Genomic DNA, 17,918 nt, shown 5'->3' with positions numbered 1-17,918 from the left:
TCCGCCTCGCCCACGGCACCCGCCTCCGACACACCCACGGCCACAAAGCAGCCCGCCACACCCTCACCCTCGCCGCAGGAGCCTTCGCCGCAACCTTCCACCGACTCGGCGCACGCACCTGTCAGCGCGCACCGTCAGCTCACACCTCTGCCGCGTCTTCCCCGAACTCGGCATCACCTCCCGCGCCGCCCTGCGCGACGCCCTGAGCAGGCTGGAGGACGAGCACGGTGGCTGAACGGTGCCGGGACACCTCGCCTCTCAGTCGAATGACTGAGGAGCCCGCGCGCCCGGCCACGGCTCCGTGCCCGGTCCGACGGCCCGGCCCCGAGGACGCATGTGCTCACCTGCGGAGACCGGCGGGACACGGGCACTCCGCCGGCCCTCGTGTGGCCGTCCACGCCCGACCGTCATATGACTGATGTGTCCGGTTTCCCCACCGACAAGAGTGTGTACCACCGATCGCGTTCCCGCAAAGGAGAGCGACCTCGGATCTGCCGGCCGCACAGCGGAACCACCCATCGTCACCTGTTTGACAGGTGACGGACGTTGTGCGAGGGTCGTCGCGCCAGTGAGCCGCGCGGTGATCCCACACGCCGAAGCGAGCGGGAGACATCCCGGGCGCGGGCCGGTCACCGGAAACGCACGAGAGGGATTCACATGATCAACAGGCGCACCTTCAGCAAGGCCGTCGGCCTGGGCACCGGCGCCGCCGCGGCCTCGCTGTCCGGCTTCCAGACCGGCGCGTCCGCCGCGACCAGGAAGCCCACGCCGGGCGGCTCCCCCGCTCCCACGGTGCCCACCGTCACGCCCGGCACCCACACGGAGTTCAGCTCGCTCAAGCACGTGAAGGCGGGCGTCCTGGACATCGGCTACGCCGAGGCCGGCCCCGCGCACGGCCCGGTGGTCCTCCTGCTGCACGGCTGGCCCTACGACATCCACAGCTTCGTCGACGTCGCGCCGCTCCTCGCCGACCAGGGCTACCGCGTCCTCGTCCCGTACCTGCGCGGCCACGGCAGCACCCGCTTCCTGTCCGGGCACACCCCGCGCAACGCCGAGCAGTCCGCCATCGCGCTGGACATCATCGCCTTCATGGACGCCCTCAAGATCCATCAGGCGGTCCTGGCCGGCTTCGACTGGGGCTCGCGCACCGCGGACATCATCGCCGCCCTGTGGCCGGAGCGCGTCAAGGCGCTCGTCTCCACCAGCGGGTACCTGATCACCGACGTGAAGGCCCAGCTGGAACCCGCCGCCCCGGCCGTGGAGCACAACTGGTGGTACCAGTGGTACTTCGCCAGCGACCGCGGCAAGAAGGCGATGGAGAACGAGGACCAGCGCATCGCGCTGTGCCGCTACGTGTGGACCCTCGTCTCGCCGAACTGGAACTTCGACGACGCCACCTTCGCGCGCACCGCGCAGGCCTTCAAGAACCCCGACTACGCCGCCATCGTCCTCTACAACTACCGCTGGCGCATCGGCCTGATCGAGGGCGACCGCCGCTACGACCGCTACGAGAAGCAGCTCGCGGCCCAGCCCCCGATCCACGTTCCCACCGTCACCCTCGACGCGGCCCTCGACCCCTTCACCCCGCCCGGCGACGGCTCCGCCTACCGCGACCACTTCACCGGCCCGTACCAGCACCGGACCGTCGCGAACATCGGCCACAACCTGCCGCAGGAGGCGCCCACCACCTTCGCCCAGGCCGTGGTCGACGCCGACCGCCTCTGAGATCCGGTGGAGACGCAGATGAGCGAAGTCCTGTGGAACCGTCTGACAGCGGCCGAGCTGCGCGCCCTCGCGGCCCGCGACGCGGTGGTGCTGCTGCCCGTCGGAGCCACCGAACAGCACGGTCCGCACCTGCCCACCGGTGTCGACGACCTGCTGGCGGCGGAGGTGTGCCACCGGGCGGCGCTGCTGGCCACCGAGCACACCGGTGTGGTGGTGGCCCCGTCGATCGCCACGGGGCTCTCCGAGCACCACATGGCCTTCGGCGGCACCCTCTCGATCAGTCTGCCCACCCTGCACGCGCTCCTGCGCGACCTGTGCCGCTCGATGATCCGCGCGGGGTTCTCCCGCATCCTGATCGTCAACGGGCACGGCGGGAACATGACCGCGCTCAACGCCCTCACGACGGAACTGACCGCGGAACTGTCGACGCCGATCGCGTTCGCCAGCTACTTCGGCGTCGGGCGGGAGGTGGTGCGGGACACCCTGGAGACGCAGGACGGCCTCATGCACGCGTGCGAGGGTGAGACGTCCATGATGATGGCGGCGCACCCCGAGCTGATCCGCGGCGAGCACCTCGGCGAGGCGCACGGTCCCCGCATCACGCTGCCCGCGGAGTCCACCGAGCCGGTGTACCTGGCCGTCCCCTTCGACCGGATCACCCCGACCGGGGTGGCGGGCGACGCCCGGGTGGCGAGCCCGGAGAAGGGCGAACGGATGCTCTCCGGCTGCGCGTCGGCGCTGGCGGAGATCATCCTCAAGGACCCCTGGGCCCAGGTACGGCCAGCGCCCCCGGCGACGCCCTGAGAGGGCGCGGAGCTCCACAGCATGCGGCCGGGAGGGCATCGCCCCTCCCGGCCGCGTCGGCGTTCAGGGCACACCCACCCCTCCCTTCGTCACCACCTTGACAGGTGACGACACACCTGGCAGGTTAGTCACCAGTCAGGGCGGTGACGCCGATCCGATCGGGTCGGTCCGTCCTCTTCCGAGACTTCGCCGGCACATCTGCCGAAACACGTGAGGGGTTTGTCATGGCCAGCATCAAGGGTGGGCGCAAGCGGCTGGTGACAGGCGCGGTCGCCACGGTCACGGCGGGTCTGGCCTTCGGCGCGTTCGCCGTCAGCGGGACCGCCAGCGGTGCGACGAACCACGCCGGGGCGTCCAATGCGGGGGCGACCGGTCACGCCAGGCCCACCGTCGTCCTGGAGCACGGCGCCTTCGCCGACGGCTCAAGCTGGAACGGCGTCATCACCGCACTGCGCGCCGACGGATACCCGGTCGTCGCCGCCGCCAACCCGCTGCGCGGCCCGGCCTCCGACGCCGCCGCCCTGCGCACGGTCCTCGACCACGTCAAGGGCCCGAAGATCCTCGTCGGCCACTCCTACGGCGGCAGCGTCATCAGCGAGGCGGCCACCGGCGACCCCGACGTCAAGGCGCTGGTCTACGTCGCGGCCTTCCTGCCGGCTCCCGGGGAGAGCGCCCTTGAGCTGACGAACAAGTACCCCGGCTCCACCCTCCCGGACGCCCTCGACCCGGTCACCTACCAGCAGGCCGACGGCTCCACCGCCACCGACCTGTACATCCAGCAGGACAAGTTCCGCCACCAGTTCGCCGCCGACGTGCCCGCCGGCCAGGCCGCGCTGATGGCCGCCGAGCAGCGGCCCATCGCGCAGTCCGCCCTGACGGAGAAGGCCACCAGCGCCGCCTGGAAGACCATCCCCAGCTGGGACATCGTCACCACCCGCGACCTCAACATCCCCGCGGCCGTGCAGCGGTTCATGGCCGGGCGGGCGCACGCCCACACCACCGAGGTCGCCGCGTCCCACTCGGTCGCCGTCTCCCACCCCCACCTGGTGGCCGACGTGATCGAGCGGGCCGCCCACGCCACCGTCCGCTGACGCGCCCGTGGGGGCGGCGGAGCAGACGGCTCCGCCGCTCCCGGGAGCGGCCACGGACACCACCGGCACACCTCACGAGTGCGCGGAGCACGGGAGAATGGACGCCATGACCTCACACACCGACCCCCGTGCCCTCGGGGAGTTCCTCAAGGCCCGCCGGGCCCAGCTGGATCCCGGGGACTGCGGTCTGCCCGAGGCGGACACCCCCCGCCGGGTCGCCGGGCTGCGCCGCGAGGAGGTCGCCCGGCTCGCCGCGATCAGCGTGGACTACTACACCCGGCTCGAACAGGGCCGGGTCCGCGCCTCCGCGCCCGTACTCGCCACCCTGGTCCGCGCCCTGCGCCTCGACGACGACCAGCAGAGCTACCTCTACGAACTCGCGGGTCGGACCGACGACCGCCCGCGCCGCCGCCGGTCCGTCCAGCAGGTGCGGCCCGCCATGCGCCGCCTGCTGGACCAGCTCACCGGGACACCCGCGCTGGTCCTCGGCCGGCGCCTGGACATCCTGGCCTGGAACCCGGCCGCCGTCGCCCTCTACACCGACTTCGCCGAGCTCCCGGCCGGCCGGCGCAACTACCTGCGCCTGATGTTCACCGACCCGGCGATCCGGGAGATGCACCGGGAGTGGAGACACGACGCCCGGGACGCCGTCGCCGCCCTGCGCATGGAGGCCGCCGCCGGCCCCGCCGACCCCGAGCTGGACGGCCTGGTCGCCGAACTGTCCGCGCGGGACGCGGACTTCCGCACCTGGTGGGCCGAGCACCGCGTCAACAGCGCGACCTACGGGACCAAGCAGTACCGGCACCCCCTGGTCGGTGACCTCACCCTCGACTGCGACACCTGGAGCGGCTCCGACGGCTCCGGGCAGCGGCTGATGGTCCTCACCGCCGAGACCGGCACCCCCTCCCACGACGCCCTGCGCATCCTCACCTCCTGGACCCCCGAGCGGGCGGACGTCGGACCCGCACGTGGCTGAACACGCACGTGGTTGAACCCGCACACCTCCTCCTCTCGTCTCCCTAGGGAAGTCCGAGAAGGAGTGCACATGCTGGCGTACGACATCCGGGGCAGCGGGCCCGGACTCATCCTGCTGCCCGGCATCGGGGGTTCGGCGGCCGACACCTGGGAGCCGCTGACCACCGGCCTCGCGGCCACCCACACCGTCGTGCTCGCCGACCTCCCCGGACCGGATCACGGCGGTCCGGCCTCCGGTCCGCTGCGCGCCGAGGCCCTCGCCGACCAGGTCGCGGCCACGGCGCGGGACGCCGGACTGCGCGACTTCGTGATCGCGGGCACCTCGCTCGGCGCGGCCGTCGCCGTCAAGGTCGCCGCCCGCCACCCCGACCGGGTGCGCGGCCTGTTCACCCTCTGCGGCTTCGCCCGGCCCCGTACCGCGCTCTGGCTCAGCCTGGAGATGTGGGCGGCCCTGCACGCCCGCCGGGACGGCAGACTGAGCGCTTTCGTGACCTCACTGGCCTTCTCCGAGGACCGTCTGGCCGGACTGACCCCGGACGCGGCCCGGCGGCTCACCGCGCGACTGGTGCCGTTCGCCCCGGGCACGGTCCGGCAGATCGCCCTGGCCCTGAGCACGGACCTGCGCGCCGACCTCCCCTCGATCACCGCACCCACCCTGGTGGTCGCGGCCACGGCAGACCGGTTCGTGGCCCCGGAGCACTCGGTGGAACTCGCCGAGGGCATCCCCGGCGCGCGGCTGGCCGCGGTCAGTGGCGGCCACGCGGCGACCTACGAGGAGCCGGAGCGGACCCTGGAACTCCTCACCGGCTTCCTCCACGACCTGCGCCGGGACCGTTCCCCGGACTCCGCCCCCCTGGTCCTGCGGCAGCCGGGTCCGCGGCTGCCGCCGGCCGTTCGGCAACCCCGCAATCCCCACCGCCGCTGACCTTCCAGGACAACGAGGACGGGCGCGGGCGGCGGGCAGGGTAGGTTCTCCTTCAGAACACGTGTCTCAATGGAGCCTGCCGCACGGGCTCGCCGGACCGCAAGGACCCCCTCTTCAGGTGTCCGGAGCGATGGAAACGTGTTTGACAGCGGCCCCGTGGTATCACCAGCGGAAAGACCGGAGCATCGATGAGATCGGACGCGCGCTCCAACCGGCTGCGCATCCTCGAAGCGGCCACGGAGGTACTCGCCCTTCCCGGCGACACCTCGTTGAAGTCCATAGCGCGCAGGGCGGGCGTGGGCCAGGGAACGCTGTACCGGCACTTCCCCACCCGGGAGTCCCTGGTGCTCGAGGTGTACGGGGAGGAGGTCGAGGGCCTGGTGACGGCCGTACCCGCCCTGCTGGACACACTGCGCCCGCCGCTCGCCCTGCGCGCCTGGCTGGGCCACCTGCTCCGGCTCGGCTGGTGCACACCGGAGTTCGCGGAGGCGATGCGCTCGGTCACCGACACTCCGACGCAGGCCTGCCGGCAGGCCTGCGAGCCGCTGCTCGACGCCCTCTCGGCGCTGGTGGAGGCCAACAGGGCGACCGGGGCCATCGAGCCCGGTACGACGGCCGACGACGTGCTCCTGCTGATCGGCCCGCTGTGGCGGGTCGGCGCGAACGAGGCCGAACACATGCGCGCGGCACGGCTCTTCGACATGCTCCTGCGGGGACTGTGCCCCTCGGGTGCCGCGCACGCCACTGCCGCGGCCGAGGGCGCGACGTCCGCGGGCTGACCCCCGGCGTCAGTACACCTCGTCGCCCGGGAAGAGCGTGAGCAGTCGTACGGTCTCCACGTACAGCCAGGTCAGGGTGAGGGTGACCCCGAAGGCGGCCGTCCAGGCCTGGTCACGCGGGACGCCGAAGGCGATGCCGTCCTCGATCTTCCTGAAGTGCAGGGACAGGAAGACCGCCGCGAGGACGACACCCACGAGACCCATGAGGACGCCGAGGCCCACGGGGCGCAGACCCAGGCCGTCCGCGCCCATGACGGGGAACAGGATCCCGTCCGCCAGGGCGAGGTGGCACAGGCCGAGCAGGGCGGCACCGGCGAACGGCCGAAAGCGGCGGTCCGCGCGTACCCAGTGCAGCCGGTAGGCGAGGAGGCAGCCCGCGGAGGCGGCCGTCGTGCCCAGGACGGTCTGCACGAGGAGACCCGGGGAGACCTGGCGGGCGACGGTGCTGGACAGCACGCCCAGGAACAGGCCCTGGAAGGCGGCGAACGTCAGGGTCGTCGCCCGGGAGGGGCGGTTCCCGCGGCACTGGACCACCACCAGCGCGGCGGCGACGAGTCCCGTGCCGGCGGCGGTGCCGTAGGCGGCGGCCGTCGCGAGGGGCAGGAGGGGCAGGAGGGGCAGGAGCGTCCACGCCGACGTCGCCGCCATGACCGTCACGGCGACCCCCGCCGCCGCGCGGGAGAGCACGTCGTCCATCGTCATCAGGTCGGCGACGACGAGGGGCGGCGGCGCGGAACTGTCCCTGGGCGATTCCGGGGTCCGGCCGGGGCCGGGCCGGCCGCCGGGGACGGCGATGCCCGCCCGTGGGTCCCTGACGGCGGTCTTCTGACCGCCCCGGCGCCTGAACTGGGGCCGGGAGAGTACCGGGTTGCTGCTCGTCAGCGACCGCTGCGGCTCGACGGGTGTCATGTCAGCTCCTCCGTCACGTCAGCTCCACTTCTCCGGGCCGGACGTACGCCGTCCGCGGCACCGCCGGGCGGCGGAGCGGGCCCTGTCCCTCGTCAGCCTCCGCCGTCCGACGTACCGCGCGCATCAGTCACTTGACGGTGCGGCCGGCCGGCCGCGGCGGCCCCGGCGTCGCGGTCACGGAAACTCGAAGCCCAGCTCCCGAGCGGCCGTCCCGGAAGTGGGCTGGGACCAGTGCTTCGCCACGGCCTCGTCGGTGGCGAGCGAACGGGTGTGGGCCACGTCCAGGTAGAGGGTGCCGTCGAGGTGGTCGGTCTCGTGCTGCACGATGCGCGCCGGCCAGTCGCTGAACACCTCGTCGACGGCCCGGCCGTGCTGGTCCATGGCCCGCAGCCGTACCCGGGCGGGCCGGGCCACCACCGCCTGCCAGCCCGGCACACTCAGACAGCCCTCGAAGAACGCGGCCCGGCTGTCGCCCTCGGGCTCGTAGACCGGGTTGACCAGCACCCGGAAGGGCAGCGGGACCCGCCCCTTCGCCGCCAGCGCCTCCCGCGGTCCGCGGGCCAGGTCCTCCACCACGGCGATCCGCAGGGCCACGCCGACCTGCGGAGCGGCCAGTCCGACACCCGGGGCCGCGAGCATCGTCTCACGCAGCGCGGCCACGAACCGGTCGAGCAGGGCGTCGTCCAGCTGCCCGTCGTACGGCTCGGCGGCGCGCCGCAGTACGGGGTCGCCCGCGGCGACGACGGGCAGCGGGCCCCCGTTCTCCAGGAGCTGTTCGACCCGGGCGGCCAGGGAGAGGTGTGTCGTTGAATTCGCCATGTGAGCCAGCTTGCCATGCACCCTTTGATACGTGTGCACATGCGCGGCTCGCCCGGTGCCGGGCCCGTACCCCTCGGGGTGGCCGCCCGGCACCGGCCGCCGGGCTCGCCGACGGCCAGGTGACGGGGTCCGCCTGTCTCCGGGGCCGGGTCAGGCGGGCGTGACGTTGTGGTTGAACCGGAACACGTTCGCCGGGTCGTGGCGCTTCTTCACCGCGGCCAGCCGGTCGTAGCGCTCCGGCCCGAACACGGCGCGCATGCCCTCGGCGTCGGTCGCCTCCTCCGGCGAGAGGAAGTTCGCCATGCCCCGGTCGGCCGCCCAGGGAGTCAGCCCGTCCACGACCCGCTCCAGCTCGGCCCGCAGCTGTTCGGCGTGGTCCGGGGCGCCCGGCGCGAGGGCGAAGAGGGTGTACGGGAGCCCCCGGCCGGCCACCGAGTTGGGGAACTGCGGTTCCCGGTCCAGGGCGCCGCCCAGCGCCCGGATCTCGACGTTCGCGAGGGTGCAGCCGGAGTCCGTGCCGGCCAGCTCCACCAGCGCCTGCGCCGTCTTCTCGGAGAACTCCGCGAGACCCATGCTCCGGTCGAAGTAGGGCAGCGGCTCCACCGGGTCCATGTGGATCTCCCCGATCGCGGTGAAGGGCTTCTCCCCCACCAGGTCGAGGAGCGCCGGCGCGGCGGCGCGCAGCGGGGCGACGAGTTCGGCGCCGTCGGCCGCGGACCCCAGGTAGCCGATGCGCAGGTGGACGGTGAAGGCGCCGCGCAGCGGCTCGGGCAGCACGGGAAGGTCGGGCAGCCGCTGGACGCCGATGGACGAGGTCATGTCCTCCCCCACCGTCGGCAGCCAGGCGCGCCAGGCCTCCAGCACCTGCTCCAGGTGCTCACCGGGGAAGTAGATGCCGCCGCCGTAGAAGCGTGAGACCGGGAAGACCTCGAACTCGATCGCCGTCACCACGCCGAAGTTTCCCTTGCAGCCCAGCAGCGCCCAGAACAGGTCGGGTTCGTCGTGCGGCGTCACCCGGCGCAGTTCCCCGTCCGCCGTGACCACGTCCAGCCGGCGTACATGGTCGGCGGCGTAGCCGTGGGAGCGGCCGAGCAGGGGGCTCTGCCCGCCGCCCAGCGTGTAGCCGATGACGCCGACGTTCGGCGCGGAGCCGACGACCGGCGCCAGTCCGAACTCCGCCGTCCGCGGCAGCACGTCGCTCCAGCACACGCCCGCCTCGACGCCCACGGTGCGGTTGTCGGCGTCGACGGTGATGCCCTTCATCCGGTGGGTGGTGATCAGCAGGCCGCCCTCGGCCGCGCCGACCATCTGGTGGGCCGCGGACTTCACCGCGACCGGGAGCCCGTTCGCCGTGGCGAACCGGACCGCCTCCCGGACGTCCGCCGCGCAGGTGGCGCCCACCGCGAGCGCCGGCCGCAGACCGCAGACGAGGTTGAACGTGGCGCACTCCGCCTCGTAGCCCTCCTCCCCGGGCAGGACGACGGGTCCGTACAGCGATCGCCGCAGGGCCGTCACGTCTTCCGGACGCAGGGCCACACCTGGCGTTCTGGACACGTCCGCACTCATTCCGATCACAACCTCACTCGCACACGCGGCCTGCCCCGCGCCGAAACCTGACGTCACTGACACGAGACGGAGGTCCTCCGCCGTTCACGTCGGCGGGTTAAAAGTTCACATGTCCTTGGATCCGGACGTTCTGCCTCGCGAAGACAGGTATCACGGATACGTGTGCGACCTTGGGGTACCGGCCCTGGCGTGATTCATCGGTATCCGATTTGACGAACCATTGGTTCGAATCACTGGTACGGTCGTTACTGAACCGATGATTCACCGATTCCCGAAGCACCGTGCAGAACGGATCACCCATGTCTTCTCAGCGACCTGACGTCATCGTCGTCGGCGGCGGCTCGGCCGGGTGCGTGCTCGCCGCACGTCTGACGGAGGACGCCGGCACCCGCGTACTGCTGCTGGAGGCCGGCTCGGCCACCCTGCCGGACGCCGTGGCCCACCCTCCGGCGTGGCCCTCGCTCGCGGCATCGACGGCCGGCTGGGGCGACACCACCGTCGTACAGCGGGCCTCCGGGGCCCCCGTGGCGCTCCCCCGCGGCAAGGGCCTGGGCGGCTCGTCCGCCATCAACGCCATGGTCTTCGCCCGCGGACACCGCACCGGCTACGACAGCTGGAGCGCCCACGGCGCCAAGGGCTGGACCTACGACGACCTGCTCCCGTACTTCCAGCGCACCGAGACCGCCACGAGCGGGGCGCCCGGCCGCGGCACCACCGGGCCCCTCACCGTCGGGCCGGCCGAGGACCCCAACGCGATCCTGCTGGCCTGCCTCGAAGGCGCGGTCGAGACGGGGCACCGCCGGGCCTTCGACATCAGCGGCGGCCTGGAGGAGGGCTTCGCCCCGGTCGACCTCAACATCGTCGGCGGACGGCGGCAGAGCGCGGCCGACGCCTACCTCGCCCCGGCCCTGGACCGCCCGAACCTCGACGTGGTCACGGGGGCGACCGCACACCGGCTGCTCTTCGAGGGCACGCGCTGTGTCGGGGTGGAGTACGGCGTGGACGGCCGGATCCACTCCGCGAAGGCGGCCGGCGAAGTGGCGGTGACGGCCGGCGCGATCGGGTCCGCGCTGCTCCTCCAGCGGTCCGGCGTCGGGTCCGAGGACGATCTGCGCCAGGCCGGGGTCGACGTCTTCCACCGGCTGCCCGGCGTGGGCCGCAACCTGCACGACCACCCGCGCGCCAACCTCGTCTACCGGGCCCAGCGGCCGGTGCCCACGCCGCGCAACAACCACGGCGAGATCCTGGGCCTGCTGCGCAGCACTCCGGAGGCCGACGGGCCCGACGTACAGATCATCTTCATCGACATCCCGCTGCCCAACGCCGTCGCCCCGGTGCAGAACGGCTTCACCGTCGGGATCTCGCCGATGCGGCCGGCCAGCCGTGGCTCGCTGAGGATCAGCTCGGCCGACCCCTACGCGCCACCGGTCATCGACCCCCGGTACCTCACCGCCGAGGAGGACGTCCGGGCGGTCGTGTCCGGCATCACCACGGCCCGCCGGATCGCCTGGTCGGACGCGCTCGCCGCATGGGGCATCGAGGAGGTCAGCCCGGGTCTCGCCGCGGTGGACGAGGAGTCGCTCGCGCAGCACGCCCGCAGGTACTTCGGCTCCTACTGCCACCCGGTCGGCACCTGCCTCATGGGCGAGGACGAGGTGTCCGTCGTCGACTCCGAGCTGCGGGTGCGCGGGCTCGACGGCCTGCGGGTCGCCGACGGCTCGGTGATGCCGTCCATCCCGTCCAACAACACCAACGCGACCGTGTACGCGATCGCCGAGCGGGCCGCCGAACTCGTACGCCGCGCCTGATCCGAGCACGGCGGCACCGCCGAGGACGGCGGACCCACACGGTCCGGGCTCGCGGGGGCCGGGGAGTGGTGTGCGGGCCCCGAGGACGGCGGACCCACACGGTCCGGGCTCGCGGGGGCCGGGGAGTGGTGTGCGGGCCCCGAGGACGGCGGACCCACACGGTCCGGGCTCGCGGGGGCCGGGGAGTGGTGTGCGGGCGGCTGGATTTCGCCGCTGTCCGTCAGGGCGTCCGGGTCCCGGGGAACATGGGGGAGGCACCGTGGGCGGTGTGCCGCAGTCGGCGGGACGCGGCCGGCCACGCACCGGCCTCGGGCGGTGGACGGTCACGGGGCACGGCCCGGCCGAGCGCCGGGCCGGGGAACGTGGCCTGCGCCTCCCGGTGTCCGGCGGTTCCGCGCGCGGCCGGCACCCTCTCGCCGAGGACCGGCCCGGTGCGCACCCGCCGACGGCAGGCACACGGCCGGGGGGCCGGCCCCCGCGCCCGTCGCCGCAGGCCGCAACCGGGAGCACGACAAGGGCCGAATCCGGACGTCATCTAGACTCCAGTCCGCAGGGCCGCACGTAGCCTGGTGCCGGCGCAGCCAGGTCGGAGGAGGGTGCGGGCCTCCATGAAGCCGGCCGTGGGAGGCAGCCTGTGAACGACCTGGACTCGACCGTCTGCCCCGCCTCGACACGGCTGGTCGGGCGCGACGGGGACCTCGCGTTCATCCAGTCCTTCTTCGGCAACTCCGAGGTACAGGGCGCTGCCCTGCTGCTCTCGGGCGAGGCGGGGGTGGGGAAGACCGCCGTGCTCGACGCGGTGGCGGCCGGCGCCGCGCGCAACGGCATCCGGGTCCTGCGCGCGGCCGGTGTGCAGTTCGAGGCCGACATCGGCTACGCCGGTCTCAACCAGCTGCTCGTGCCGCTCTTCGACGACTTCGACATCCTCGACGACGTGCACCGCGACGCCCTGCGGGTCGCGGTCGGCATCGGCAGCGGGCCGCCGCCCGACCGGCTGCTGACCTCCACCGCGGCGCTGCTGCTGCTCCGGCTGACGTCGGTCCGCACGCCGCTGCTGGTCGTGGTCGACGACCTGCCGTGGCTGGACCGGGCGACCAACGCCGTGCTCGGCTTCGTGGCCCGTCGGCTGGTCGGCAGCAGGATCGGCTTCCTCGCCGCCTCCCGCACGGGCTCCGACAGCTTCTTCGAACCGAGCGGACTGACCGAGCGCCGGCTGGAACCGCTGGACGAGTCCTCGTCGGCCGAGCTGCTCGCCCTCGCCCACCCCGACGTCTCCCCCGCCGTGCGGCGACGCATCGTGACCGAGGCCCGCGGCAACCCGCTCGCCCTGGTGGAACTGCCGACGGCGCTCTCCGCCGAGCAGCGCGCGACCCTGGCGGCGGTGCCCGCCGTGCTGCCGCTGAGCGACCGGTTGCAGGCCATGTTCGCCTCCCGGGTGGCGGGCCTGCCCGAACGCAGCCGTGAGCTGCTGCTGATCGCCGCCCTCGACGGCACCGGCGACCTGGCCGCCGTGGAGGCGGCGGCGGCCGGCCGGGCCTCCGTGGACGACCTCGCCCCGGCCGAGCAGAAGCGGCTGGTGTCGGTGTCGGCGGACAACCGGCGGCTGTCGTTCCGGCACCCGCTGATCGGTTCGGCCGTGGTGGAGCTCGCGACCGCCTCGGAACGCAGACGGGCCCACCGGGCGCTCGCCGACGTCCTCGGCGACCAGCTGGAGCGCCGCGCCTGGCACCTCGGAGAGGCCTCCGTCGGGCCCGACGAGACGGTCGCCGCCCTGCTGGAGGAGGCCGGCCGGCGCCGGCTGCGGCGCGGCGACGCGCTCGGCGCGGTGACCGCGCTGACCCGGTCCGCGGGGCTCAGCCCGGCGCCCGCGGACGAGAGTCGCCGGCTGGCCGAGGCGGCCTACGTCGGGGTGGACTCCGGCGGCGAGCTGGAGGACGCCTCCCGGCTGCTCGCCGGGGCGCGGCAGGTGCACCCCAGCACCGGGCAGGAGTCGCTGCACGCGGCGGCCGCGTCCGCGTTCCTGCTGATCAACAGGGACGGCGACATCGACACCGCGTACCGGCTGCTGGTCGGCGCGATCGAGGCCGGACAGCACGGCTACGACGCCTCGGACCCCGCCCTCGTCGAGGCTCTGCACCTGCTGGTGCTGCTGTGCTGGTACGGCGGTGACCCCAAGCTGTGGCAGCCGCTGACCGCTTTCGTGGAGCGGCTCGTCCCCGAGCCCCCCGAGCTGCTGTGGGTGATCATGCAGACCTTCGGCGACCCGGCCCGCACCGGCGCCGCGGCCCTGCCCCGGCTCTCCGAGCTGATCGCCACGGTGGGCGACGATCCCACCCGGGTGGTGCGGGTGGGCACCGCCTCGGTCTTCCCCGACCGGCTAGGGGAGTTCCGATGGGCCACGCGCCGGCTGGTGGAGCAGGGCCGGGCGGGCACCGCGCCGGTCCGCCGGCACCTGGGCGCGCTGATGCACCTCGGCCTGGACTACTTCCACCTGGGCCGGTGGGACGACGCCGCCCAGCTGGCGGCGGAGGGGCTGCGCCTGTGCGAGGACCACGACTACCGGTTCTTCGCCTGGTACTTCCAGTACATCCAGGCCGCGGTGGCCGGGGTGCAGGGCGACGGCGGGACCAGTGCGGAGCTGACCGAGGAGATCGTCCGCTGGGCGACGCCGCGCGGGACCCACGGCGCGCGTTTCTTCGCCTGCCACGCGCGGGCCCTGGCCGCTCTCGGCAGCGGCGACTTCGAGACCGCCTACCAGCACGGCAGCACGCTCAGCCCGCCCGGAACCGTCGCGCCCTACGTCCCGATCGCCATGTGGGGGACGATGGACCTGGTCGAGGCGGCCCTGCGGACCGGCCGGGAGAAGGAGGCCGCGGCCCACGCGGCGGCGATGCGCGCGAGCGGGATGGCAGCGCTGTCGCCCCGGCTGGAGCTGCTGGTGCTCGCCTGCGAGGCGCTGACCACACCCGCGGAGAAGGCCGTTCCGCTCTTCGAACGGGCCCTGTCCCTGCCCGGCGCGGAACGCTGGCCCTTCGACGTCGCGCGCGTACGGCTCTTCCACGGCGAGCGGCTGCGGCGACTGCGGGTGACGACGGAGGCCCGGGAGCAACTGACGCAGGCGCTCGACGCGTTCCAGCGGCTGGGGGCCAAGCCGTGGGTGACCCGTACCGCGGCCGAGCTGCGGGCCAGCGGTCAGTCCGCGCCCGCCGCGGCCCGCCCGGGAACGGTGGCACTGACCGCGCAGGAGTTGCAGATCGCCACGCTGGCGGCGACCGGGCTGACCAACAAGCAGATCGCGGAACGGATGTTCCTGTCCCACCGGACCATCGGCACGCACCTGTACCAGATCTATCCCAAGCTGGGCATCACCTCGCGGGCCGCACTGCGCGACGCCCTCTCCCGGCTCGACGCGGGCGACGAGGGCTGAGCCGACGGCTTCCGCCGCCGCTCAGTCATTCGACGTATGCCGGGTCCCCGGCCGCCGCGGACAGTGGAGGCGGGACGTCCTCCCGGACCGTCCCCCCGGTGGCCGCGTGGGACGCCACCGGCACCAGGGAGGGGGGAACCGGATGTTCGGCGCCTCGGACAGTCATCCGGACATCCACTGGCCGTCGGGTTTCTCACCGGACCAGGCGCACGGTTTCTGTCAGGCGCAGGCGGTGGTGCACGCCCCGCCCGCCACCGCCTTCTCCCTGCTCGGCGCGGTGGCACGGTGGCCGGAATGGGTGCCCGGAGTGAGCGAAGTACGCGCCGGGGCGCTCCCCGGGGCCTTCGAGGTGCGCTTCCACGGGCACCGGTTCGAGATCTGCCTGGGCGAGCAGGTGCCGTACCGCCGGCTCGGCTGGTCGGGTGTCGGCGCCGGTGTGCAGCTGTACCAGGCCTGGCTGCTGACGGCGGTCCCGGACGGCACCCATGTGGTGACCGAGAACGTGGTCCGCGGCCCCGCCGCCAGGTCCCTCGCCGCGTCGACGCCGCTGTGGACCCAGCGCCTGAACGCCCTGTGGCTCGCCCAGCTCAAAAGGCTCTCGGAGAGCGCGCCGGGCGGGGTATGACACGCCGACGGCCGGCGCCCGTGCGGGTGCCGGCCGGTCGAGGTCGTGCTGTCCGGTGGGTCAGGCGGCCGGGACGGACTCCTCGCCGGTGGCGCGGGGGGCCGTGACGGCCTTTCCCTCGCCGGCGCGGGGGGTGTCGACGGTCCTGCCGGCGCGGGCCGGCCGGAGGAAGAGCGCGAGGACGAGGCCGGCGGCCAGGGCGGGCGCGATCCAGAGGTAGCCGGTGGCCGTGGCGTGGGCGAAGGCGTCCAGTGCGGTGTCGCGCAGGGCGGCGGGGAGCCGGCCGATGGTGTCGGGACGGGCCGCGTCGAACCCGCCGGCGGTCGGCAGGGCCCGGGTACGGTCGGCGAAACCGGTGTTGAGCAGGGTGCCGAAGACGGCGACCCCGAAGGCCGCGCCGATGGAGCGGGCAAAGGTGACGACGGCGCTGGCGGCGCCGAGGTCGGACGCGGGCACGGAGTTCTGGACGGTGGTCAGCACCACCATGGGGACCATGCCGATGCCGACACCGGTCAGCAGGAAGTAGCCGCTCAGCACCAGGGTGCCGGTGCCGGCGCCGATGGTGCCCAGCAGGAGCAGCCCGCCGAGGTTGGCGGCCAGCCCGGCGAGCAGGATCATCCGCAGCCGCCCGGTGTGCGCGGACCGGCGCCCGGCGAGGGACTGGCTGATGACGAGTCCGGCGACCAGGGGCAGCATGTGCACGCCGGAGAGCGTGGCGGAGACACCGTCGACGATCTGGAGGTAGGTCGGCAGGTAGACCAGGACGGCGAACATCGCGGCGTTGGCGAGGAAACCGATCAGCGAGGAGAGGACCACGGTCCGGGAGCCGAGCATGGCCGGCGGCAGGACCGGCGCGGCGGCGCGGCGCTCGACGGGCACCAGCAGCACGGCCAGGAGGACGGTGACGGCGATCAGTCCGAGGATGGCCGGTGAGCCCCAGCCCCAGCGCTCCCCGAAGGACGTCACCAGGACCAGGCCGGTGGCGATGGCGGCCAGGACGGTGGCGCCGAGGTAGTCGATGCGGGCCCTGGCGCCCCGGGTGGCCGCGGGCAGCGCGCGGGCCGCGACGGCCAGGGCGACGACGCCGACGGGCAGGTTGACCAGGAACGCCCAGCGCCAGGAGAGCTGGTCGGTGAAGACACCGCCGAGCAGCGGGCCGACGATGCTGGCGACACCGTAGACCGAACCGAACATGCCCTGGTAGCGGCCGCGTCGGTCGGGGGCGACGATGTCCCCGACGAGGGCGAAGGTGAGCACGATCATGCCGCCGCCGCCCACGCCCTGGAGCACTCGGGCGCCGATCAGCTCGGGCAGGTTCCGGGCGAGGCCGCAGGCCACCGAGGCGATCAGGAAGACCGAGGTCGACGCCAGGTAGAGCCGCTTGCGGCCGAACATGTCGCCGAGCTTGCCCCACAGCGGTGTGACCGCGGTGGAGGCGAGCAGGTAGGCGGCGCTGACCCACGCGATGTCGTCGAACCCGTTCAGCTCCTGGGCTATGCGCGGCAGCGCGGTCGAGACGATCGTCTGGTCGAGGGCTGCCAGGAGGACCGCGAGGATCAGCGCGCTCATGGCGGCGGCGACCCCGCCGGCCCGGGGCGGGGCCGCCTGCTGTGTCGTCGGCATCGTCGGCATCGTCGGCATCGGAACTGCCTTTCTGCGAGGGGGTCAGGGGTGGCGGAATGCCGTGACAGACGTTGACGCCTCACCCGATTGACCGTATCGGCTTTAACTGTCACTTCAATGTAGCACTTAATTGGCAGTTCTTCACCTTGGAGAGGCACTAGATGAATCAGGTTGCACATCCGGCCACTAGAATCGGGACGGTGAGAGCCGACGCAGCACGCAACCTGGAAGCCGTCCTGACCACCGGGGCGCGCATGCTCGCAGCCGACCCGGGCGCGAGCATCGCGAGCATCGCCGCCGAGGCGGGAGTGGACCGGCGTACGGTCTACCGGCGCTTCGCCTCCCGTGAGGACCTCCTCGCCGCGATCTACGAAGCCAGGCTGAAGGCGGTCGAGGACGCCATCGAGGACGCCCGGCTGCGCGAGGCGCCCGTGGCCGTCGCACTGCACCGTTACGTGGAGAACGTCATCGGCGTGAACCGGACCTGGCCGGTCGACCTCAGCCGGATGCTCGCCGACGACACCGTCCGCGCCCGCCGTGACACGTCGGTACGCGAGGTCGACGCCTTCTTCGAACGGGCCGTCGGCGAAGGCCTGTTGCGCCAGGATCTGCCGAAGGGCTGGGCGAGCGCGCTGCTCCCGCAGCTGATGCACCTGGTGAACCGGCAGCTGCCGGAGCTGACCCCCGGACAGGCCGCGGACGTCGTCGTGGACACCCTGCTGAACGGCCTCGGAACCCCCTGACACACCGACGGCCCCCGAGCACACGTCGGAGTACTCGGGGGCCGGAGGCGGTGCGGGCAGGAGGCGGTACGCGCCGGGGGCAGGAGGCGGTGCGGGCCG

14 protein-coding genes and 1 pseudogene are annotated in these 17,918 nt (G+C 73.3%); 11 read left to right on the top strand and 4 right to left on the bottom strand.

Annotation, left to right across the window (positions count from 1 at the left end; genetic code table 11):
• The 7 genes and pseudogenes from AAW13_RS47890 to AAW13_RS38855 form a co-directional block, all read left to right on the top strand.
• Positions 1 to 235, top strand: a pseudogene (locus AAW13_RS47890) (hypothetical protein); the annotation flags it as partial.
• 422 nt (positions 236 to 657) lie between these two features.
• A complete protein-coding gene (locus AAW13_RS38880; RefSeq protein WP_046731573.1) occupies positions 658 to 1,725 on the top strand; it encodes an alpha/beta fold hydrolase in 1,068 nt (355 codons plus the stop codon).
• An 18-nt stretch (positions 1,726 to 1,743) separates the two neighbouring features.
• Entirely contained in the window at positions 1,744 to 2,529 is a 786-nt protein-coding gene (locus AAW13_RS38875) for a creatininase family protein (protein ID WP_046731572.1), read from the top strand.
• Between the two features lie 224 nt (positions 2,530 to 2,753).
• Entirely contained in the window at positions 2,754 to 3,620 is an 867-nt protein-coding gene (locus tag AAW13_RS38870) for an alpha/beta fold hydrolase (RefSeq protein WP_046731571.1), read from the top strand.
• Between the two features lie 106 nt (positions 3,621 to 3,726).
• On the top strand, positions 3,727 to 4,596 hold the full coding sequence (locus AAW13_RS38865) for a helix-turn-helix domain-containing protein (RefSeq protein ID WP_046731582.1): 870 nt from the start codon (positions 3,727 to 3,729) through the stop codon (positions 4,594 to 4,596).
• A gap of 69 nt (positions 4,597 to 4,665) precedes the next feature.
• Positions 4,666 to 5,520, top strand: coding sequence for an alpha/beta fold hydrolase (locus AAW13_RS38860; RefSeq protein WP_063777080.1), 855 nt, complete (start codon positions 4,666 to 4,668; stop codon positions 5,518 to 5,520).
• Positions 5,521 to 5,708: 188 nt separating this feature from the next.
• Positions 5,709 to 6,299 carry a TetR/AcrR family transcriptional regulator gene (locus AAW13_RS38855; protein ID WP_046731570.1) on the top strand — a complete coding sequence of 197 codons (591 nt, stop codon included), beginning with the start codon at positions 5,709 to 5,711 and terminating at the stop codon, positions 6,297 to 6,299.
• A gap of 9 nt (positions 6,300 to 6,308) precedes the next feature.
• On the opposite strand, the gene AAW13_RS38850 is transcribed toward AAW13_RS38855, so the two are convergent.
• The 3 genes from AAW13_RS38850 to AAW13_RS38840 all read right to left on the bottom strand — a co-directional run bounded on the left by AAW13_RS38850 (position 6,309) and on the right by AAW13_RS38840 (position 9,581).
• Positions 6,309 to 7,208 (bottom strand): Bax inhibitor-1/YccA family membrane protein, encoded by a 900-nt coding sequence (locus AAW13_RS38850; protein WP_046731569.1) that lies wholly within the window; start codon positions 7,206 to 7,208, stop codon positions 6,309 to 6,311.
• A gap of 174 nt (positions 7,209 to 7,382) precedes the next feature.
• On the bottom strand, positions 7,383 to 8,027 hold the full coding sequence (locus AAW13_RS38845) for a peptide deformylase (protein ID WP_046731568.1): 645 nt from the start codon (positions 8,025 to 8,027) through the stop codon (positions 7,383 to 7,385).
• 150 nt (positions 8,028 to 8,177) lie between these two features.
• Positions 8,178 to 9,581: an FAD-binding oxidoreductase gene (locus AAW13_RS38840; RefSeq protein WP_240528864.1), complete on the bottom strand. Its 1,404-nt coding sequence runs from the start codon at positions 9,579 to 9,581 to the stop codon at positions 8,178 to 8,180.
• A gap of 311 nt (positions 9,582 to 9,892) precedes the next feature.
• Here AAW13_RS38840 and AAW13_RS38835 point away from each other — a divergent pair, with 311 nt between their 5' ends.
• The 3 genes from AAW13_RS38835 (at position 9,893) to AAW13_RS38820 (ending at position 15,453) form a co-directional block, all read left to right on the top strand.
• Positions 9,893 to 11,401 carry a GMC family oxidoreductase gene (locus AAW13_RS38835; protein ID WP_046731566.1) on the top strand — a complete coding sequence of 503 codons (1,509 nt, stop codon included), beginning with the start codon at positions 9,893 to 9,895 and terminating at the stop codon, positions 11,399 to 11,401.
• A 634-nt stretch (positions 11,402 to 12,035) separates the two neighbouring features.
• A complete protein-coding gene (locus AAW13_RS38825; protein WP_046731564.1) occupies positions 12,036 to 14,828 on the top strand; it encodes a helix-turn-helix transcriptional regulator in 2,793 nt (930 codons plus the stop codon).
• A 142-nt stretch (positions 14,829 to 14,970) separates the two neighbouring features.
• Positions 14,971 to 15,453 (top strand): SRPBCC family protein, encoded by a 483-nt coding sequence (locus tag AAW13_RS38820; RefSeq protein WP_046731563.1) that lies wholly within the window; start codon positions 14,971 to 14,973, stop codon positions 15,451 to 15,453.
• 60 nt (positions 15,454 to 15,513) lie between these two features.
• Here AAW13_RS38820 and AAW13_RS38815 read toward each other — a convergent pair whose 3' ends face one another.
• On the bottom strand, positions 15,514 to 17,076 hold the full coding sequence (locus AAW13_RS38815; protein WP_240528863.1) for an MDR family MFS transporter: 1,563 nt from the start codon (positions 17,074 to 17,076) through the stop codon (positions 15,514 to 15,516).
• Positions 17,077 to 17,330: 254 nt separating this feature from the next.
• Here AAW13_RS38815 and AAW13_RS38810 point away from each other — a divergent pair, with 254 nt between their 5' ends.
• Positions 17,331 to 17,819: a TetR/AcrR family transcriptional regulator gene (locus tag AAW13_RS38810; protein ID WP_046731579.1), complete on the top strand. Its 489-nt coding sequence runs from the start codon at positions 17,331 to 17,333 to the stop codon at positions 17,817 to 17,819.
• The last annotated feature ends 99 nt before the right edge of the window (positions 17,820 to 17,918 follow it).

Source organism: Streptomyces humi (genome assembly GCF_001005085.2).
GTDB classification, from domain to species: domain Bacteria; phylum Actinomycetota; class Actinomycetes; order Streptomycetales; family Streptomycetaceae; genus Streptomyces; species Streptomyces humi.
The sequence above is the reverse complement of the archived record's forward strand: the minus strand, read 5'-3'. Positions and strand labels throughout refer to the sequence as shown.